The organism is Tritonibacter aquimaris (assembly GCF_009617595.1).
Classification (GTDB): Bacteria; Pseudomonadota; Alphaproteobacteria; order Rhodobacterales; family Rhodobacteraceae; genus Epibacterium; species Epibacterium aquimaris.
Map to the genome: position 1 here is coordinate 145759 of NZ_WIXK01000003.1, position 18796 is coordinate 164554.

Consider the following 18796-nt stretch of genomic DNA (forward strand, 5'->3'; position numbering starts at 1 on the left):
TATCCCAACGAAACAAAATTACCCGCTGAGATTCACGAGGTTCGCCATGTCGCAAACACAGAATGAGACCAAGCCCGACCGTCCCTGGTTGATCCGCACCTATGCGGGACATTCCACAGCCACGAAATCAAACGCGCTTTATCGCTCCAACCTTGCCAAGGGTCAGACCGGCCTTTCGGTGGCGTTCGATCTGCCCACTCAGACGGGCTATGACAGCGATCACCTATTGTCGCGCGGCGAAGTGGGCAAAGTGGGCGTGCCGGTCTGTCACCTTGGTGATATGCGCACCCTGTTCGATCAGATCCCGCTGGAACAGATGAACACCTCGATGACGATCAACGCCACCGCCCCCTGGCTGTTGTCGCTTTATGTGGCCGTGGCCGAAGAGCAAGGCGCCGACATCACCAAGCTGCAGGGCACGGTGCAAAACGATCTGATCAAGGAATATCTCAGCCGCGGCACCTATATCTGCCCGCCGCAACCCAGCCTGAAAATGATCGGCGACGTGGCGGAATACTGCTACACCAACATCCCCAAATGGAACCCGATGAACGTGTGTTCCTACCACCTGCAAGAGGCCGGCGCCACGCCCGAGCAGGAGCTTGCCTTTGCTCTCGCCACCGCCCAGGCGGTGCTGGATGAATTGAAACCCCGCGTCGCCGCCGAAGACTTCCCGGCGCTGGTCAGCCGTATCTCTTTCTTTGTGAACGCAGGCATCCGCTTCATCACTGAAATGTGCAAAATGCGCGCCTTTGTCGATCTCTGGGATGAGATCTGCCAGGAACGCTACGGCGTTGAAAACCCTAAATTCCGCCGCTTCCGCTATGGGGTGCAGGTGAACTCGCTTGGCCTCACCGAACAGCAGCCGGAAAACAACGTCTACCGGATCCTGATCGAAATGCTGGCAGTGACCCTGTCGAAAAAAGCCCGCGCCCGCGCGGTGCAGCTTCCGGCCTGGAACGAGGCCCTCGGCCTGCCGCGCCCCTGGGATCAGCAGTGGTCCATGCGTATGCAGCAGATCATGGCCTATGAAACCGATCTGTTGGAATATGGCGATCTGTTTGATGGCAACCCGGTGGTCGACGCCAAGGTCGAAGCGCTGAAAGACGGAGCCCGTGCGGAGCTTGCCAACCTCGGCTCAATGGGCGGTGCGATTAAATCGATCGAATATATGAAATCGCGTCTGGTGGAATCAAACGCCGAACGGCTCAACCGGATTGAACGCGGAGAAACCACCGTTGTCGGTGTGAACCGCTGGACCGAAGGGGAGCCTTCACCGCTGCAAACCGAGGACGGCGGCATTATGGTGGTGGATCCCGCGGTCGAAGAAGACCAGATCAACCGTCTCAATGAGTGGCGCAAAACCCGCGATGAGGCCGCCGTCACCAAGGCGCTGAAAGACCTGCATGAGGCCGCCAAAAACGGCACCAATATCATGCCCCCTTCCATCGCTGCGGCCAAGGCAGGCGTCACCACCGGGGAATGGGCCGAAGAAATGCGCCGCGTTCACGGTATCTACCGCGGGCCAACCGGTGTCGCGGCGGGCGTCTCCAACAAGACCGAAGGCCTGGATGATCTGCGCGATCAGGTTGCCGCCGCCAGTGACAAATTGGGCCGCCGCCTGAAATTCGTGATCGGCAAGCCCGGCCTGGATGGCCATTCCAATGGTGCGGAACAAATCGCCTATCGTGCCCGTGATTGTGGCATGGACATCACCTATGAAGGCATCCGCCTCACCCCGGAAGAGCTGGTCAATTCCGCCCGCGATGATGGCGCCCATGTTTTGGGTCTTTCGATTCTCTCTGGCAGCCATTTGCCACTGGTCGAAGAAACGCTCACCCGCCTGCGCGACGCTGGTTTGCAAAACATTCCGGTAATTGTTGGCGGCATTATTCCTGATGATGACGCCGCGAAATTAAAGGAAATGGGGGTCTCTCGGGTATTCACGCCAAAAGATTTTGAGCTGAATACAATGATGTCCGATATTACTAATCTCGCTATTTCTGGGGAGTTGGAGAATTAATTCGGGAAAAAAAGCAAAAAACTGCTCATTTTCTTGCTGAAATCGATCTGCATTTTATTTCATAACGCAGTTTAAGCCATATAATAATGGTTGAACTGTCTTGGAGAATAATAATGACTATCGATCTTTCGGCAATGTCGCGCGCTGAGCTCATTGAACTGCGCTCTAATCTCGACGATGCGATCAAAAGCGCCGAAGAGCGTGAACGCAGCGAAGCCCTGCGCGCGGCCGAAGAAGCAGCAGCCAAATTCGGCTTCTCTCTCGAAGAGATCGCTGCCACGGCCCGCAGCAATGCCAAAAAAGGCAAAGCCGTTCCAAAGTATCGCAACCCAAACAACCCGGAAGAAACCTGGAGCGGTCGCGGCCGTAAACCACAATGGGTCCACGCAGCGCTGACCGCAGGCGTTGATATTTCCGACCTGGAAATCTGATCCGGCCATGACCATTCATATTGGTGCAAAACCCGGTGACATCGCCGAGACCGTGTTGATGCCGGGCGATCCCTATCGCGCGAAATGGGCGGCTGAAACCTTTCTGACTGATGTGCGCCTCGTAAATGAGGTGCGCGGCATGCTGGGCTATACCGGCACCTGGAATGGTCACAAGGTCACCATCCAAGGCAGTGGCATGGGCATGCCATCGCTGTCGATCTACGCCAATGAGCTGTTGCGCGATTATGGGGCCAAAACCCTGATCCGCATCGGCTCCTGCGGCGGCATGCAACCCGAGGTTAAGGTCCGCGATGTGATCATCGCCATGACCGCAACCACCCTGGGCTCCCCCTCTGACAGCATCTTCCGCGAGGTGAATTTTGCCCCCTGCGCTGACTGGTCCCTGCTCAGCGCCGCCACCGAGGCCGCCAAAGGCTTTGACGTGGATGTGCATGTGGGCGGGATCTATTCTTCTGATACCTTCTATGCCGAACGCGCCGATCTGGATGAACAGATGGTGCGCCACGGCATTCTTGGTGTCGAAATGGAAGCAGCCGAACTTTACACTCTCGCCGCCCGCCACAAGGCGCGCGCGCTGGCGGTGCTCACGGTGTCAGATCATCTGCAAACTGGTGAATCGCTGCCCTCAGACCAACGCGAACGCAGCTTTGGCGACATGGTGGAAATCGCGCTTCAGGCGGCCTTTGCCTAACCCTTTCCTCAGGCCAGATCCGGCCTGAGGCAAACACCCCATTTCCCCATCTTCTTACCGACCATGACTGCGGTCATAGGCATTGGGCGCGGGCTGCTCCCACCCCGCCAGCGCGCCGGGCTTTGGCGCATAGATCTCCACCAAAAGCGGCGCACAAATCGCGGCATCGCTGGTATGCTCTGATCCGCAATCCCCACCGGGGCAGGCACTCAGCGCCCCAAGCAGATCAATTTCGGCAAAAAACTCCAGATAATCACCGGGGCGCACCGGGCTTGCCTTCATGAAATACTGGCCGGTGTCGCGGGTAAACCCCGTGCACATAAACACGTTGAGCACATCATGCACATGCGGCTCAGCCTCAGCCAAAGACACGCCGAGATGATCCGCCAAAGCCCGCGTCAGATTGGAATGGCAGCAATTGTGGTAATCCACCCCTTGCAGCAACCGCCCGGTATAGGGGTCACAGCGGGTGCCAATCACATCATGCACCGCGCCGCCAAATTCATCGATGCCGTACCACTCCAGCGTATCCGCCACAATCGTTGCCATTGGCCGCAAATAGGGAAAGCTGCTCCACATGCGCGCCCCCCTATTCAGGTGGCTGCCATGCAGCGCCCGCGTTTTTCCCGAATAAAACCGCTCATTCAGATTGTTGCGGTTCCACAGGTTCAAATCTCCCACCTGCGGCGTATCAATACAGCTAATGCGGAAAAAATGCCCCGCTGGCGCGCTAAAACAGGCGCCATCGCGCGGCGGCACAATCACCTCATCCACCTTATCGCCGCGCGCCTCAGCTGAGATCGCAGGTTTGGGCAGGCTTTCATTGGGATAGCAGATCACCGGCTTCACGCTCCGGCGCGCAGCCGCATCTTCTGGCTGGCCTACCTCGGCCCCAAGGTTCTGTGTCATAAGCGCGATCCTCCTTCAGGCAGAGAACCGCAGCCCCAAACACAAGTCAAACATGTTGATCAGGAGAATGCACACAATGGCGCGGCAGCTCGACACTGGTGCCACCACAATAGGCGCAGACATAATCGCCCTGCGCCTTACGCTGCCGCCAGCGGCAATTGCGTGTCAGATTGCTGGTGCGGCGCTTCCAATACAGATAGGCCAGCACCCCAAGCAGAAGAAATAATAAGATCACTGGCATATCGTTGCCGTCTAGGGGCAGCCGCCCAAGTGCGGCGGCTCAGCCCCAAGTCTATCGCGGGCGCGCACCCCGATAAAGTGGTAAAATCAGGCCATTTCTCAGGCGAACCTTAGGCCGCTTCCGAGTAGTAATCCGCGTATTCCGCGTGGTCTTCCACCTCTTTCACTGGCACGGCCTCGGGCATGTAATAGCCCCAGCTGTCTTCCAGAATGGCCAGCGCTTCAGCAGCTTTTGCGTCTTTTACAGAATCAGACATTGGCTTCTTCCTCTATGAGTCTTCGACAGCTGCGATCTAACGCCTATTCTGCTTCCGCCACATCAGATGATATTGCAGTCTCGCTATGCAGTTTCTGCAATGCAGCAAATTACAAACACCTTTGCGCACAATACCTTAGCCCCAGGGCCACAGGGTGTTGCGCCCCCAGCGTACGCCCCACTATCAATTGCTTCAGATCTCACTGCCACACTCAGTCCCGTAGCTACATCGGAGACCGGCCCCCCAAGACCACCTCAAAGGCGTCACGCCCCAAAGGGTGCAGGGAGGTCCAACTGGAAATGCATCACCGGACAGGGTCCAGGGTTAAAAACCGGGCCTTCGCCATCCTCCGCCCACTCCGGCGGCCGCCTTTTTACCACCTGCTCTTTCACCTTTTAATAAATACTCAAATCCCACCCTGGCAACGCAACGCTGACGCCCCCGCAAAAACGGAGGCCACACAGCCCTGCCCACCTCTTGTGTTCAGCTTTTGTGGTCAGCTTTCATCGGGCGCGGCGGTCTCAGCGGGTTTGGACCTGCCCCAAAAACCGGATTTGTCCTTCTTGGGCTCTTGCGGGCCAAACCAATCTTCGTTGCGGGTGGCCACCATCGTCAGCGCCAGCGCCATAAAGGCCAGCGTTGATCCCGCCAGCAGCGCATAATCAGCTGAGCGCAAGATCAGATACAGCACCGCATAGACCACAACCAGCACCGCCCCAAGCACAAAGGCCCGTCGCCCCAGATGCATGCCAATCCAGCCATAAAACGTCAGCAGCGCAACCGTTGCCCCCGCCGCCAAAAGATAGGCCGCGGCAAATCCAATCAGCTCAGCATAGGCCACCATCAACAGCACAAACAGCGACTGCGCCAGCCCCACCAGCAGGTATTGCACCGGGTGCACCGGCCTGTCGCGCCCCTTCTCCACCAACAAAATCGTGAGGAAGGTCAAAGCAATAAACAAAATACCATAGCGCGCGGCGCGATAGGCTTTCTGGTAGAAATCATTGGGCCGCAGATAGGTCACCCCAAAGGCAAATCGATTGCGCGCCGCGTGATCCAGATCTTCCCGCGCCACCTGCGGCAGCGCCCGCGCCAGATGTGGGATACGCCAGCTTGCGGCAAACCCCGCCTCGGAAATCTCGCGCTCATCGGGCAGAAACGCCCCATCAAACGACGGGTGCGGCCAATCGCTTTTGACCGAAATCTGGCTGTCGCGCCCCACCGGTGCCAGGCGCAGATACTGCGCGCCGTTAAATTCCAGCTCAAGCGTAAACACCCCAAGATCGCGCGGATCCCCCACCAGCGCCTGAATGCCATTGCCGCGATCAAACGGCTCCAGCGTAAACGCCGCATCACCGTTTTTCAAAACCGCCGCCCCCCGCAGCGCCCGGTTCGACGACACAAACAGGCGCAGATAGGCCTTGTCCCACAGGATCGTCTCATGTTCTGCAAGGGTGGTCGCGGCAGCCGTTGCGTTGAAATCAAACCGGAAATCCGCATCGGCCTGATACACGGGCACTTCAAAAATACCCCGTTCCCGGATCTGCGCGGTTGTGGTCAGATCGGCGCTAAACTCTTCTGGATAAAGGAAAACCGCCTGCGCTGCCTCGGTCACCTGTTCGGAAAACGGCACCGTGATCATATCGCCCTGTGCATCCACCGACACAGCGCCGCTGTCAGGGTCAATTTGGGGCCGCGTGCCAATTCGCGTTACTGTGCGCTCTACCGGGATCACCAGCTGTGGCCCCGACAGGATCTGCGCCCCGCCCCATTCACGACCAACGTTTTCAATGGTGCTGGCCGAAAATCCTTTGCGCCCCTGCACAATTTCCGCCGCAAAAAACAGCGGTACAAACATCAAGAGCACCAAAAGCCCAACAATAAAAAACCGCCGCCCCATCGATCTGAGCATAGCTGCACCTCCTGCAAACTGCGCCTATCCTACTATGGGGCGCGATCCAGGCCAGTGGGGAATTCCGCAACAAAAAACCCCCGCCAAAATGGCAGGGGTTTTCAATGACATATGATCTGTGATCACACGGTGCGTTCGATCATCATCTTTTTGATATGCGCAATCGCCGCCGCCGGGTTCAGACCTTTGGGGCAGGTTTTTGCACAGTTCATGATGGTGTGGCAGCGATAAAGTTTGAACGGATCTTCCAGGCTGTCCAAACGCTCACCGGTGGCCTCGTCACGTGAATCAATGATCCAGCGATAGGCGTGCAGCAACGCGGCTGGGCCAAGATAGCGATCGCTGTTCCACCAGTAGCTCGGGCACGAGGTTGAGCAGCTGGCGCACATCACACATTCATAAAGACCATCAAGCTTTTTGCGGTCTTCAATCGACTGTTTCCATTCTTTTGCCGGGCGGTTGGTTTTGGTTTCCAACCACGGCATGATGGACGCGTGCTGCGCATAGAAATGCGTCAGATCCGGGATCAGATCTTTCACCACCGGCATGTGCGGCAGCGGGTAGATCTTCACGTCACCCTTGATCTCATCGAGACCATAGATACAGGCCAGCGTGTTGATCCCGTCGATGTTCATCGCGCAGGAGCCACAGATGCCTTCACGGCAGGAGCGGCGGAACGTCAGCGTTGGATCAATCTCGTTTTTGATCTTGATCAGCGCATCCAGAACCATGGGGCCACATTTGTCCATGTCGAGGAAATAGGTATCAACCTGCGGGTTTTTCCCATCTTCCTCGTTCCAGCGATAGATCTGGAACTTACGGATATTTGTCGCGCCTTCCGGCTTTGGCCAGGTCTTACCCGTTACGATCTTTGAGTTTTTTGGCAGTGCAAATTCGACCATCTGGGCGTCTCCTTAGAAGGTACGTGCCTTGGGGGCGATTTTCTTGAGGTTGATCCCGCCCTCTTCTTCACTGGTGAGCGGATCAACAATCACCGGACGATAGCTGAGTTCAACCTTGGTGCCAGCCTCGTTGATACGGCTGACGGTGTGCACACGCCAGTTCTCATCATCGCGCTCAGGGAAGTCCTCATGCGCGTGGGCGCCACGGCTTTCCTTACGGGCTTCGGCCGACACAATGGTAGAGATCGCAGAAGGCATCAGGTTGGTGAGCTCCAGCGTTTCCATCAGATCCGAGTTCCACACCAATGTGGTGTCGGTGACTTTGAGATCGCCCATTTTACCGGCGATTTCGGTCATCGCGGCAACGCCTTCTTTCATGGTCTTGGCGGTACGGAACACGGCCGCGTCGCGCTGCATGGTTTTCTGCATTTCAAGGCGCAGTTCAGCAGTTGGGATCGCACCTTTGGCGTAGCGCAGGCCATCAAAGCGTTCAAACACCTTGTCGATCTTGGATTGATCCGGCGTTGGCACCGGCGCATCACGATCAACAACCTGACCGGCACGGATCGCAGCGGCGCGACCGAAAACAACCAAGTCAATCAACGAGTTAGAACCCAGACGGTTGGCACCGTGCACCGAGGCACAGCCCGCTTCGCCTGCAGCCATCAGGCCAGGTACAACCGCGGTTGGGTTGTCCTCGGTTGGGTTCAACACCTCACCCCAATAGTTGGTGGGGATACCGCCCATGTTGTAGTGAACCGTTGGCAGAACCGGAATCGGCTCTTTGGTCACGTCAACACCGGCGAAGATCTTGGCCGATTCCGAAATACCCGGCAGGCGTTCCGCCAGCGCATCAGCAGGCAGGTGGCTCAGGTTCAGGTGAATGTGATCACCTTCGGCACCCACACCACGACCTTCGCGGATCTCCATTGTCATGGAGCGCGAAACGTAGTCACGCGGGGCAAGGTCTTTGTAGTTTGGTGCGTAACGTTCCATGAAACGTTCGCCTTCGGAGTTGGTGAGATAGCCACCTTCGCCGCGCGCACCCTCAGTGATCAGACAGCCGGAGCCGTAGATGCCGGTCGGGTGGAACTGAACGAATTCAAGGTCTTGCATCGGCAGACCCGCGCGCATCACCATGCCGCCACCGTCGCCGGTGCAGGTGTGTGCCGAGGTCGCAGAGAAGTAAGAGCGGCCATAACCACCGGTTGCCAGCACCACCATTTTGGCGCGGAACACGTGGAAGGTACCATCATCCAGTTTCCAGCAGACCACACCCTGACAGACGCCATCATCAGACATCAACAGATCGATCGCGAAATACTCGATGTAGAACTCAGCCTTGTTTTTCACCGACTGACCATACAGCGTGTGCAGGATCGCGTGGCCGGTGCGGTCAGCTGCGGCACAGGTTCGTTGTACCGGGGGGCCTTCGCCGAACTCAGTGGTGTGACCACCAAAGGGACGCTGGTAGATCTTGCCTTCTTCGGTGCGCGAAAACGGCACGCCGTAGTGATCCAGTTCATAAACCGCTTTGGGTGCTTCACGCGCGAGGTATTCCATCGCGTCGGTGTCACCCAGCCAGTCAGAGCCTTTGACGGTGTCATACATGTGCCACTGCCAGTTGTCTGGGCCCATGTTGGAAAGCGAGGCGGCGATACCACCCTGCGCCGCAACCGTGTGCGAGCGGGTTGGGAAAACCTTGGTTACACAGGCGGTGCGCAGACCTTGTTCTGCCATGCCCAGAGTTGCACGCAGACCGGCACCACCGGCGCCCACAACCACCACGTCATACTCGTGGGTTTCATATTCATATGCTGCTGTCATCGTTCTTATTCCTTATCGCGCAGACGTCACAGGGCCAGTTTGACGAGGGCAAAAAGACCCGCGGCAATCAGCGTGTAAGAAAAAGCGGACACTGCAATCAGAGCCAGTTTTTCTGCAACACCATGCATGTAATCCTCGATCGCCACCTGTGCCTCATGCATGAGGTGCAAGATGACAACCACAAGGGTCAGTCCGGTAACGATTGCGGGGAATGGGCGGGCAAAATAGGCGAGCACTTCTTCCTGTGTGCCACCAAGGCCCAGACCAAAGGTGATGATAAACAGGGGCACCAGCGGCACCAGGCAAATCGAGCTGACGATCATCTGCCAGTGGTGATGGGTGCCAGCGCCACCGGCACCAAGGCCCTGAGCGCGTTTGCGGTCGGTCAGAAATTGCATGGCTGGCTCCTTATACCACAATCACGGTCAACAGGGTGAGAACGGTGGCCCCAACAAACATGCCAAGCCCCAGCTTTTCCGAAAACTCGACATTCAGGAAATAGCCAAAGTCCCAGAACACGTGCCGCAGACGGCCAAGCATGTGGTACCAGAGCGCCCAGGTGCCGCCGAGCAGGATCAGATCCCCCAGCCAGCTGCGCAGCAGACCATCAATGAAAGCAAAGCTGCTTTCGGATGTTGCAGCGGCAAGCAACCACCACACTACGAGCAGTGAAAGACACAACGCAGCAATACCTGTGATCCGTACCATAATGGAGGATCCCGAGGTCATCTGCGGACGGTAGATTGTCAGATGTGGCGAAAGCGGGCGCTTACCCCGATTGACATCGGCCATGTTGGCTCCTTTCCGGTTAGCTGACGACGTTTTAGCGGATTTTTGCGAACTGTCACGCTAAGGGGGAGTAAATTTTTAGTCTTAAACCGCCTGTTGGCGCTAAAAAAATTAAAATGTGATCACAGGATTACATCAAGTGATCACAAATCCCGCACTCCCCTGTCATGTTTCAGAATCACATCCCAGCGGATGATTTGCGCCCAATGCCGCCATTTTGGCAAAAGCGCGCATTTATCCCGATTTTCCGACAAAACCCCTCAGAAATATGGGGTTTGATGGGGTTAGAGCTGTTTTTTGTCCAGTTTCCGCAGCGGCGCTTCTGCGCGTCGTCACCTGCCATGAAGTGGCAAATTGTGTGATTTAAGCTGGCGGAAGTCTGCATTAATTGGGTTAATGTGCGGTGAAGCCCGTTGGGCGCGGAAGAAAATGTCCAAAGCGTAACGTAGGCGGGTGTGCCGCACGGAGGTTTCAACCCTGCGGCCAGTTTTGGCCTTTATATTTCATTTTTTGGAATATGAAGGCAGTTTGGTGAGGGGCTGCCCCCTCACCTATAGTGATCACAGCGGCATCAAAGCCCAATAATCGAGGTCCAGAAGCACCTCGGGCTTGTATTTACCGTCGCTGCCTTTGAGCTGGAACGCATCCCCGCCAGAGGTCGCAACCAGACGCAGGCGGATGGCCCCAACACCCGGCGCGGCGGTTTCTGCCTTGTCGAGCACCTCGGACCAGGCGCGAATGGTGGTGCCAGAGAGGCAGGGGTTTGCATGTGCGCCACCATTGAGACCCACAATCATCTGCGCATTGGCGAGACCGTTGAACGACAACGCCCGCGCCATCGAGATCACATGACCACCATAAATCAGGCGGCTGCCATCGGGGCGCGCGGTGGTGTCAAAATGCACTTTGGCGGTGTTCTGCCACAGGCGGGTTGCGAGCATGTGCTCGGCCTCTTCAACGGTGACACCATCCACATGGTTGATCACCTCACCAACCTCATAGTCACCCCAGCGGTGGGGTTCGCCTGCAAGCGTGAAATCATAAGAGGTGAAATCCAGCCCGGCGGGCACCACCAGATCCTCGGGGGCGATTACCTTGTTAAGTTCGGGGATCACGGTGTCGGGTGCGGGCGCATCCAGATTGCCTTTGCGCACCATCACCCAGCGCACATATTCCATCACCACGTCATCATCTTGGTTGAGACCACGGGTGCGCACATAGACCACGCCGGATTTGCCGTTGGAGTTCTGTTTGACGCCGATCACCTCGGACTCGGAGCGCAGCGTGTCGCCCTCGTAGACCGGTTTCAGCCAGCGTCCTTCGGCATAGCCCAGATTGGCCACCGCATTCAGCGACACATCCGGCACAGTTTTGCCAAAGACGATGTGAAACGCCGCCAGATCATCCAGCGGCGCGCATGGCAGACCAGACCCGCGCGCAAATTCATCCGAAGAATAAAGCGCATGACGCGCCGGATAAAGCGCGTGATACAGCGCGCGTTCGCCACCGGAAACGGTGCGCGGAACCGCGTGTTTGATCACATCGCCCACATTATAGTCTTCGAAAAAACGGCCTGGATTGGTCTTCGCCATCAGTGTGCTCCAAGTTTGGTGTCTGGGGTGTAGGTTCCCTCCACCTCTTTCACCACGGCTTGCCCACAGCGCATGACACCGCGGGCGGCATCAAAGGCATAAGTGGGCGCACCTTCCAGTTCCCAGCCCTTGTTCAGGGCATCGGTCACCTTGTGGCAAAAGGCGGAAGTGTCATCTTCGCTGAGAAAACGGTAAAGTTTCATGCTGTTATCCTCCAAAGGGCGTTGGGCCCACGATGGTGTGGACATAGCCAATCGCCCCCATCAGCACAATTGAGGCGCCCATAAACAGCGCATCCTTTGCAAGGGTGCCTTTGGGACCGGGCTGCCAGTTGGGTTCCGCGCGGTTGATCACCTTGATCTCAACCACGGCCCAGGCCAGCAGCGCCCCAAAGAGGATGAAAGAGGCCGCGTCCCAATTGACCAGAAGATGCGCCAGCGCCCAAAGGCCAAAACCCATCAGCATCGGGTGGCGCATACCGTTGAGCAGCACGCCTTTCTTGGCGGCCGGGCTCATCATATAGATCGCCACCAAAACCATCAGATTGTTGATGCCTCTGAGAGCGGGATGCGGCGCGGCGAGATCATAGGCTTCGGCGGATTTATAGCCAATCACCATGAGGATAATACCAGCCAGCAGCACCAGGGCCACGAGGCCGCGCCCCTTGTCGCCAAGGGAAGCGCGTGTGTCTGGGGCCAGTCGTTTAAACAAATGGGCAACCCACCAGAGCAGGATGCCTAAGACAAGAAATGTCATGTCAGTCTCCGCAGATATGTGTATCTGCGTCAACATCTAGCCCTCAAGCGCGGCAATTGCATCGGCTTTGGCGAGGATTTCACGCGCTGTGGCCACATGAAGGTTTTCCACGATCTTGCCATCAACCACGGCAACGCCTTGGCCTGCCGCTTCGGCCTCTTCAAAGGCGGCGATCTGACGGCGGGCGAGATCGATTTCATCAGCTGAGGGTGCAAAGGCCGCATTGGTGACTTCGACCTGCGCCGGGTGGATCAGAGTTTTGCCATCCATGCCCATGTCGCGGCCCTGATTGCATTCTTCTGCCAGACCTTCGGCATCCTTAAAGGCGTTATAAACCCCATCGACGATGATCTTGCCCTCGGCCTTGGCCGCCAGCAGACAGAGCGACAGGCCACCCATCAGGGGCAGACGATCAGCGCGGAAGCGGGTTTGCAGCTCCTTGGCGAGATCATTGGTGCCCATCACCAGACCCTGCAATTTGGGATGTGCGGCGATTTCAACCGCGTTCAGCATGCCACGTGGGGTTTCCATCATCGCCCAGAGCGGGATGTCACCGGTGATTTCTGCAAGCGCATCGAGATCTGCGGCGCTGTCGACTTTGGGCAAGAGGATCGCATCACAGCCCATCTTGGCTGCGGCTGCGGCATCATCGCGGCCCCATTTGGTATCAAGCCCGTTGATGCGGACAATTTTCACCCGCGCGCCATAGCCGCCCTGCTCCAGCGCTTGCGCCAGGGTTTCGCGGGCGTTTTCCTTTTCTTCCAATGACACCGCATCTTCGAGGTCAAAGATGATCGCATCCACTGGCAGGGTGCGCGCCTTATCCAGCGCCCGGGTTTTGGAGCCAGGGATATAAAGAACAGAACGGTAAGGGCGATTGCGCGCGGTCATGGATCTCTCCCGAAAAGTCATAATGTTGCATATTGGCTACCGTTTCAGAAATATGATTTCAACTACAATTCTTCTGCAACGCAGAAAAAGCGCGTATTTTCCCGGCAGTCTCTGCTGTTTTTACGTCCGTTGCGTGAAGAGCGCACGCCCCGTTAACCATTTTGCAGGGCCTTCTTGCGACAGTTTTGAAACGGAACCTGATTTGCATCGACCACGTGCAGCGGGCTCCGGGGGCAGTAAATCCTGCCTATTCGTCAAACTGGCTTGCATGCGAAGCGCAAAATATCGGGGGGCGTGGCGTGTTGTTTCGCGGGCAGCTGTTGCTGAAAGGGTAAAACCCATGAAGAAGACGACTACCGCTATGGTTACCGGCCTTGCCGTGCTGGCATTGAGCAGCGCAAGCGCTTTGGCCCAGACCTCCAGCCGCAACTGCGCACCGCGTGAAGTTGTGGTAAAACGACTGGCTGAAAAATATGGCGAAAGCCGCCAGAGCTTTGGCATGGGTCAACAGGGCACGGTGATGGAGACATTTGCCTCGGAAGAGACCGGCAGCTGGACCATTACTGTTACCATGCCCACGGGTGTGACCTGTCTGGTGGCCTCGGGCCAATCTTATGAAGTGCTTGCAGAAATGGTGCCAGAGGTGGATTCCGACGCCTGATGTGGGCTGATCAGGTTTTTAAGGCCTCGATATTAAGGGCAAAACCATACAGGCGTAGATCTAACGGCGCAAAAACCGGCATTTACTGGCACTCATTTCGTCAGCCGTCATAACGTCGGCGCTCGGGAATTGATCCCAAAGGACATCATCAAGATCAGCTGATAAGGGGCCATGAGCCTAGAGCAACAGGTTAAGTTCCACAGGTCAGGCTCCACAGGCCGGAACCCGCAGGCCAGACTCCACAGGCCTGGATCAACGGGCCTGGATCAACGGGCCAGGATCAACACGCCCGGAAACGCGAAAAATCAGGCGCAGTCAGGGCTGCGCGTGATTTGGGAACAGACTAATGCGCGCCTGAGCAGCGTTTTATCTGCGGATCAGCTGCGGGGTGACAGCGATGTTTCATCACGGTTCTTTTTCAAAACGGTTCTTTTTCGCAGCACACGCACCTTGCCGCGATCGGCATGAGAGCGCCTATCCGATACCCTGCGCATCGCCCCGGCACGCGCAGGAAAAGGCCCGCTGTGGGCGCATGGTGGAGGGCGAAAGACGCAGGGCGCAACAGATCTGTTCACACTGTCTTTTGCGGCCAGCATCTGCGCCAGCTAATTTTGCCACCCTAGGGTAGCACCACCCCAGGAGAGCGCCCGCTTCTTGCCACAATCAACCGCGACCCAGCCTGCACCGCAGCGAAGAATCGCCCGACTGCGGCAATGCGATGGCCGCCTTTTGCACCATCGCACTGTAGCAAAGTGGCAATAAATCAGGGCAAAAATGCAGTTTAGCCAAAAAAACTGAGAGAGATCCCCAGTGTTTCTGCGAGCGCAAACTGCGTTATTTTGCAGTTTGTTTCGCCCTGTAACGGAAGGTGAGCACGGTTTTTGGCCGGTTTGGAATACAATTGTATGCCGAGAGAGGCTTGCGCGCGCGCTTCGAAGTCCTTAGGCATTCGCGTGACTTTCAACCGGACCGGAGATACATTCCAATGGCTCGACCCAAAATTGCCCTAATCGGCGCAGGCCAAATTGGTGGCACACTGGCGCACCTGGCAGCCCTGAAAGAACTTGGTGACGTTGTTCTGTTTGACATCGCAGAAGGCACGCCCGAAGGCAAAGCCCTCGACATCGCAGAATCTGGTCCGTCTGAGGGCTTTGACGCGTCGCTGAAAGGCACCCAGGATTACGCCGACATCGCAGGCGCTGATGTTGTGATCGTGACCGCAGGCGTGCCGCGTAAGCCAGGCATGAGCCGCGACGATCTGCTGGGCATCAACCTCAAAGTGATGAAATCCGTGGGTGAAGGCATCCGCGACAACGCGCCTGACGCGTTTGTGATCTGCATCACCAACCCGCTGGACGCGATGGTTTGGGCGCTGCAGCAGTTCTCTGGTCTGCCCGCGCACAAAGTTTGCGGCATGGCTGGTGTTCTGGACTCTGCCCGTTTCCGTCACTTCCTCGCGGAAGAGTTCAACGTATCCATGAAAGACGTTACCGCGTTTGTTCTGGGCGGCCACGGCGACACCATGGTTCCTTCGGTTCGTTATTCCACCGTTGCAGGCATCCCGCTGCCCGATCTGGTGAAAATGGGCTGGACCACACAGGAGAAACTGGACGCAATCGTTCAGCGTACCCGTGATGGCGGCGCAGAAATCGTTGGCCTGCTGAAAACCGGCTCTGCCTATTACGCGCCTGCGACCTCTGCGATTGAGATGGCGGAAGCCTATCTGAAAGACCAGAAGCGCGTTCTGCCCTGTGCAGCCTATTGCGACGGCGAGATCGGCGTAAAAGGCATGTATGTTGGCGTTCCGACCGTGATCGGCGCTGGCGGCATCGAAAAGATCGTCGACATCACCCTGACCAAAGAAGAGCAGGAAATGTTCGACAGCTCCGTGAACGCGGTTAAAGGCCTGGTTGACGCCTGCAAAGGCATCGACAGCTCGCTGGCGTAAGCCGGAACTGACGTAAGTCAGAGCCTTTTGAGTTTCTGCAAGCCCGGTCTTTTGGCCGGGCTTGTTGTTTTTAAGGGGCCATTGTGATGGGCTGTTTTCAGATCAGCTGTCGTCGCAGCCCTGTTCGCGCATGCCGCAGACCATTTCTTGCAGCGCTTCGTCCTCGTCGGATGGTGCGGTGGCGATGAATTTAGCCGTTCAGTAGCAGCCGCGGAAATTGCCATACTGGCAGGCTTGCTCATAAAACCGCACGGCTTTGCGCAACGACGCGGGCACGGGGCAGACCATCTGTGTGATGCGCCGCAGCATATTGGCCCAGCACCATACAAGCGCGGCCGGTGTGATGGCCGCGATCAATGGCAGGCTGAACAACAAAGGGAATAGTCGTCGCACGGTGTGAATCCTTTAATGCTAAAATACATTCACATCTAAGCATGCATTTTGACGTGGCACCCTATGATATGGTCGCAAACAGGCTGCCCCCGCGCGATTGTGACCAAAGCCAATGGCGAACAGCTTTGCTGCCGCCAACCCGCGCGCCACAGGCGAAGCACAGCAAAGCCCGGCGGAACTGTTAGCGCTTGACCTGCTGCAAAGCAGCATTTCGCGGAGTTGATTCGTCACAATAGTGCGGGATTGAATTTGTGATCACACCCAAAATTGCGTGATCACAAAAGCAATAAATCTTCGGTATTTCTACGCGAGAAATCAAAAAACCCTTTAACCGATGGTGCTATCTGGTCTCAATGCAAATGGACAATTGTAGCCAGACGGGACAGTTTCTTATGAACATCCATGAATACCAGGCCAAGGCCCTTTTGAAGAGCTACGGCGCGCCAGTATCTGAAGGTCGCGCTGTACTGAAAGCAGAAGATGCCAAAACCGCAGCAGGCGAACTGGACGGCCCTCTTTGGGTTGTCAAAGCTCAGATCCACGCAGGTGGTCGCGGCAAAGGTTCCTTTAAGGAAGCCGACGCAGGCGAAAAAGGCGGTGTACGCCTGACCAAATCGGTTGAAGAAGCCGCTGACGAAGCCAAGAAAATGCTCGGCCGCACATTGGTCACGCATCAGACCGGCCCAGCAGGTAAGCAGGTTAACCGCATCTACATCGAAGCAGGCTCCGGCATCCAGACCGAGATGTACCTGGCGCTGCTCGTAGATCGTCAGACCTCGCGCATCTCTTTTGTTTGCTCCACCGAGGGCGGCATGGACATCGAAGAAGTTGCTGCGGCAACTCCGGAAAAGATCCTGTCCTTCTCTGTTGATCCGGCAACTGGCTACCAAGCCTACCACGGCCGTCGCGTTGCATTCTCCCTGGGCCTCGAAGGCGCACAGGTTAAAGAATGCGTTAAGCTGATGGGTCAGCTGTATCAGGCATTTGTCGACAAAGACATGGAAATGCTGGAAATCAACCCGCTGATCATCACCGACGAAGGTTCGCTGAAGGTGCTGGACGCCAAAGTTGGTTTCGACGGCAACGCGATCTACCGTCACCCCGATATCGCCGAGCTGCGCGATGAGACCGAAGAAGACCCCAAAGAGCTGGAAGCGTCGAAATACGACCTGAACTACATCGCTCTGGACGGTGAAATCGGCTGCATGGTGAACGGTGCGGGTCTGGCGATGGCCACAATGGACATCATCAAACTCTACGGTGCTGAGCCTGCAAACTTCCTCGATGTTGGTGGCGGTGCGACCAAAGAGAAAGTAACCGAAGCGTTCAAGATCATCACCTCTGACCAGAACGTAAAAGGCATTCTGGTGAACATCTTTGGTGGCATCATGCGCTGCGACGTGATCGCAGAGGGCGTGATTGCAGCTGTGAAAGAAGTTGGTCTGAAAGTTCCGCTGGTTGTGCGCCTGGAAGGCACCAATGTTGAGCTCGGCAAAGAGATCATCAACAACTCCGGCCTCGACGTGATCGCAGCGGACAACCTGTCTGATGGCGCTGAGAAGATCGTGAAAGCGGTTAAGGGCTAAGGAACCTAAAGGCTTGTAGCCAAGCCTTTTCCTCATATTTCCACGCTCTTTGAGCGTACCGAATTATCAAGGAGACTCCTAACATGGCAGTCCTCATCGACGAAAACACCAAAGTGATCTGTCAGGGCTTTACCGGCTCGCAGGGCACATTCCACTCTGAACAGGCAATTGCCTACGGCACCAAAATGGTTGGTGGTGTAACCCCGGGCAAAGGTGGCCAGACCCACCTGAACCTGCCGGTTTTCAACTCCGTGCATGAAGCCAAGCACGTCACCGAGGCGAACGCTTCTGTGATCTATGTTCCGCCCCCCTTCGCGGCCGATTCCATCCTGGAAGCGATCGACGCGGAAATGGAACTGATTGTCTGCATTACTGAGGGCATCCCGGTTCTGGACATGGCCAAAGTTCAGCGCGCGCTGCAAAACAGCAAATCGCGCCTGATTGGCCCGAACTGCCCCGGCGTGATCACTCCTGACGCGTGCAAAATCGGCATTATGCCTGGCCACATCCACAAGCGTGGCTCGGTTGGTGTTGTATCGCGCTCCGGCACCCTGACTTATGAAGCGGTTAAGCAGACTGCTGACATCGGTCTGGGCCAGTCCACTGCTGTTGGTATTGGTGGTGACCCGATCAAAGGCACCGAGCACATCGACGTTCTGGACATGTTCCTGGACGATGAAGAGACCCAGTCCATCATCATGATCGGTGAAATCGGTGGTTCCGCAGAAGAAGAAGCAGCGGAATTCCTGGCCGAGCAGAAGAAAAAAGGCCGTTGGAAGCCTACAGCTGGCTTTATTGCTGGTCGTACAGCCCCTCCCGGCCGCCGCATGGGCCACGCTGGCGCGATTGTTGCCGGTGGTAAAGGCGGTGCAGAAGACAAGATCGAAGCGATGAAATCCGCGGGTATCGTTGTTGCTGACAGCCCGGCTGGTCTGGGTGAAGCGGTTCTGAAAGCGATCGGGTAACC

The 18796-nt window shown here is 56.7% G+C and carries 20 protein-coding genes; 7 read left to right on the forward strand and 13 right to left on the reverse strand.

Features of this window, described 5'->3' with window-relative positions:
- Positions 1-46: 46 nt before the first annotated feature.
- The 3 genes from GG681_RS06665 to deoD all read left to right on the forward strand — a co-directional run bounded on the left by GG681_RS06665 (position 47) and on the right by deoD (position 3166).
- On the forward strand, positions 47-2023 hold the full coding sequence (locus tag GG681_RS06665) for a protein meaA (protein ID WP_153546384.1): 1977 nt from the start codon (positions 47-49) through the stop codon (positions 2021-2023).
- A gap of 113 nt (positions 2024-2136) precedes the next feature.
- Positions 2137-2454 carry an H-NS histone family protein gene (locus GG681_RS06670; RefSeq protein ID WP_153546385.1) on the forward strand — a complete coding sequence of 106 codons (318 nt, stop codon included), beginning with the start codon at positions 2137-2139 and terminating at the stop codon, positions 2452-2454.
- Positions 2455-2461: 7 nt separating this feature from the next.
- Positions 2462-3166, forward strand: coding sequence for a purine-nucleoside phosphorylase (gene deoD / locus GG681_RS06675; RefSeq protein WP_153546386.1), 705 nt, complete (start codon positions 2462-2464; stop codon positions 3164-3166).
- A 54-nt stretch (positions 3167-3220) separates the two neighbouring features.
- On the opposite strand, the gene GG681_RS06680 is transcribed toward deoD, so the two are convergent.
- The 12 genes from GG681_RS06680 to GG681_RS06730 all read right to left on the reverse strand — a co-directional run bounded on the left by GG681_RS06680 (position 3221) and on the right by GG681_RS06730 (position 13241).
- A complete protein-coding gene (locus tag GG681_RS06680) occupies positions 3221-4075 on the reverse strand; it encodes an urea carboxylase-associated family protein (RefSeq protein ID WP_153546387.1) in 855 nt (284 codons plus the stop codon).
- 46 nt (positions 4076-4121) lie between these two features.
- The gene (locus GG681_RS06685; protein ID WP_153546388.1) at positions 4122-4316 is read right to left on the reverse strand and encodes a hypothetical protein; all 195 of its coding nucleotides are present in this window, start codon (positions 4314-4316) and stop codon (positions 4122-4124) included.
- A 109-nt stretch (positions 4317-4425) separates the two neighbouring features.
- Complete coding sequence (locus GG681_RS17680; protein WP_194287150.1) at positions 4426-4572, reverse strand: hypothetical protein; 147 nt, start codon at positions 4570-4572, stop codon at positions 4426-4428.
- A gap of 496 nt (positions 4573-5068) precedes the next feature.
- Positions 5069-6484 carry a cell envelope integrity protein CreD gene (creD, locus tag GG681_RS06690; protein WP_153546389.1) on the reverse strand — a complete coding sequence of 472 codons (1416 nt, stop codon included), beginning with the start codon at positions 6482-6484 and terminating at the stop codon, positions 5069-5071.
- A 122-nt stretch (positions 6485-6606) separates the two neighbouring features.
- Entirely contained in the window at positions 6607-7386 is a 780-nt protein-coding gene (locus GG681_RS06695) for a succinate dehydrogenase iron-sulfur subunit (protein WP_153546390.1), read from the reverse strand.
- 12 nt (positions 7387-7398) lie between these two features.
- Positions 7399-9213, reverse strand: coding sequence for a succinate dehydrogenase flavoprotein subunit (gene sdhA, locus GG681_RS06700; RefSeq protein WP_153546391.1), 1815 nt, complete (start codon positions 9211-9213; stop codon positions 7399-7401).
- A gap of 26 nt (positions 9214-9239) precedes the next feature.
- On the reverse strand, positions 9240-9611 hold the full coding sequence (sdhD, locus tag GG681_RS06705; RefSeq protein ID WP_153546392.1) for a succinate dehydrogenase, hydrophobic membrane anchor protein: 372 nt from the start codon (positions 9609-9611) through the stop codon (positions 9240-9242).
- 10 nt (positions 9612-9621) lie between these two features.
- Positions 9622-10005, reverse strand: a complete 384-nt coding sequence (gene sdhC / locus GG681_RS06710; protein ID WP_153546394.1) for a succinate dehydrogenase, cytochrome b556 subunit — start codon at positions 10003-10005, stop codon at positions 9622-9624.
- Between the two features lie 557 nt (positions 10006-10562).
- Positions 10563-11594, reverse strand: a complete 1032-nt coding sequence (locus GG681_RS06715; RefSeq protein WP_153546396.1) for a MaoC family dehydratase — start codon at positions 11592-11594, stop codon at positions 10563-10565.
- Complete coding sequence (locus GG681_RS06720) at positions 11594-11797, reverse strand: DUF1737 domain-containing protein (RefSeq protein ID WP_153546398.1); 204 nt, start codon at positions 11795-11797, stop codon at positions 11594-11596. Before GG681_RS06720 ends, GG681_RS06715 begins: the two co-directional genes overlap by 1 nt.
- 4 nt (positions 11798-11801) lie before the next feature.
- Positions 11802-12350, reverse strand: a complete 549-nt coding sequence (locus GG681_RS06725; RefSeq protein ID WP_153546400.1) for an NnrU family protein — start codon at positions 12348-12350, stop codon at positions 11802-11804.
- A gap of 36 nt (positions 12351-12386) precedes the next feature.
- A complete protein-coding gene (locus GG681_RS06730; RefSeq protein ID WP_153546402.1) occupies positions 12387-13241 on the reverse strand; it encodes an HpcH/HpaI aldolase/citrate lyase family protein in 855 nt (284 codons plus the stop codon).
- A gap of 340 nt (positions 13242-13581) precedes the next feature.
- Between GG681_RS06730 and GG681_RS06735 the strand changes: the two genes are divergently transcribed.
- On the forward strand, positions 13582-13902 hold the full coding sequence (locus GG681_RS06735) for a hypothetical protein (protein ID WP_153546404.1): 321 nt from the start codon (positions 13582-13584) through the stop codon (positions 13900-13902).
- Positions 13903-14887: 985 nt separating this feature from the next.
- Complete coding sequence (mdh, locus tag GG681_RS06740; RefSeq protein WP_153546406.1) at positions 14888-15850, forward strand: malate dehydrogenase; 963 nt, start codon at positions 14888-14890, stop codon at positions 15848-15850.
- A 198-nt stretch (positions 15851-16048) separates the two neighbouring features.
- Here the strand turns inward: mdh and GG681_RS06745 are convergent, their stop codons facing one another.
- Positions 16049-16243: a hypothetical protein gene (locus GG681_RS06745; RefSeq protein ID WP_153546408.1), complete on the reverse strand. Its 195-nt coding sequence runs from the start codon at positions 16241-16243 to the stop codon at positions 16049-16051.
- Positions 16244-16635: 392 nt separating this feature from the next.
- Between GG681_RS06745 and sucC the strand changes: the two genes are divergently transcribed.
- Entirely contained in the window at positions 16636-17829 is a 1194-nt protein-coding gene (gene sucC, locus GG681_RS06750; RefSeq protein WP_153546410.1) for an ADP-forming succinate--CoA ligase subunit beta, read from the forward strand.
- Positions 17830-17912: 83 nt separating this feature from the next.
- Positions 17913-18794: a succinate--CoA ligase subunit alpha gene (gene sucD / locus GG681_RS06755; RefSeq protein WP_153546412.1), complete on the forward strand. Its 882-nt coding sequence runs from the start codon at positions 17913-17915 to the stop codon at positions 18792-18794.
- Positions 18795-18796: the final 2 nt, after the last annotated feature.

Excerpts from the sequence above, each read along its gene's own strand:
- sdhA (WP_153546391.1), bottom strand. The coding sequence starts at position 9,213 with ATGACAGCAGCATATGAATATGAAACCCACGAGTATGACGTGGTGGTT.
- GG681_RS06685 (WP_153546388.1), bottom strand. The coding sequence starts at position 4,316 with ATGCCAGTGATCTTATTATTTCTTCTGCTTGGGGTGCTGGCCTATCTG.
- deoD (WP_153546386.1), top strand. The coding sequence starts at position 2,462 with ATGACCATTCATATTGGTGCAAAACCCGGTGACATCGCCGAGACCGTG.
- GG681_RS06680 (WP_153546387.1), bottom strand. The coding sequence starts at position 4,075 with ATGACACAGAACCTTGGGGCCGAGGTAGGCCAGCCAGAAGATGCGGCT.
- creD (WP_153546389.1), bottom strand. The coding sequence starts at position 6,484 with ATGCTCAGATCGATGGGGCGGCGGTTTTTTATTGTTGGGCTTTTGGTG.
- GG681_RS06725 (WP_153546400.1), bottom strand. The coding sequence starts at position 12,350 with ATGACATTTCTTGTCTTAGGCATCCTGCTCTGGTGGGTTGCCCATTTG.
- GG681_RS17680 (WP_194287150.1), bottom strand. The coding sequence starts at position 4,572 with ATGTCTGATTCTGTAAAAGACGCAAAAGCTGCTGAAGCGCTGGCCATT.
- GG681_RS06735 (WP_153546404.1), top strand. The coding sequence starts at position 13,582 with ATGAAGAAGACGACTACCGCTATGGTTACCGGCCTTGCCGTGCTGGCA.
- sucD (WP_153546412.1), top strand. The coding sequence starts at position 17,913 with ATGGCAGTCCTCATCGACGAAAACACCAAAGTGATCTGTCAGGGCTTT.
- GG681_RS06695 (WP_153546390.1), bottom strand. The coding sequence starts at position 7,386 with ATGGTCGAATTTGCACTGCCAAAAAACTCAAAGATCGTAACGGGTAAG.
- GG681_RS06720 (WP_153546398.1), bottom strand. The coding sequence starts at position 11,797 with ATGAAACTTTACCGTTTTCTCAGCGAAGATGACACTTCCGCCTTTTGC.
- GG681_RS06670 (WP_153546385.1), top strand. The coding sequence starts at position 2,137 with ATGACTATCGATCTTTCGGCAATGTCGCGCGCTGAGCTCATTGAACTG.
- sucC (WP_153546410.1), top strand. The coding sequence starts at position 16,636 with ATGAACATCCATGAATACCAGGCCAAGGCCCTTTTGAAGAGCTACGGC.
- GG681_RS06715 (WP_153546396.1), bottom strand. The coding sequence starts at position 11,594 with ATGGCGAAGACCAATCCAGGCCGTTTTTTCGAAGACTATAATGTGGGC.
- GG681_RS06730 (WP_153546402.1), bottom strand. The coding sequence starts at position 13,241 with ATGACCGCGCGCAATCGCCCTTACCGTTCTGTTCTTTATATCCCTGGC.
- mdh (WP_153546406.1), top strand. The coding sequence starts at position 14,888 with ATGGCTCGACCCAAAATTGCCCTAATCGGCGCAGGCCAAATTGGTGGC.
- GG681_RS06665 (WP_153546384.1), top strand. The coding sequence starts at position 47 with ATGTCGCAAACACAGAATGAGACCAAGCCCGACCGTCCCTGGTTGATC.
- sdhD (WP_153546392.1), bottom strand. The coding sequence starts at position 9,611 with ATGCAATTTCTGACCGACCGCAAACGCGCTCAGGGCCTTGGTGCCGGT.
- sdhC (WP_153546394.1), bottom strand. The coding sequence starts at position 10,005 with ATGGCCGATGTCAATCGGGGTAAGCGCCCGCTTTCGCCACATCTGACA.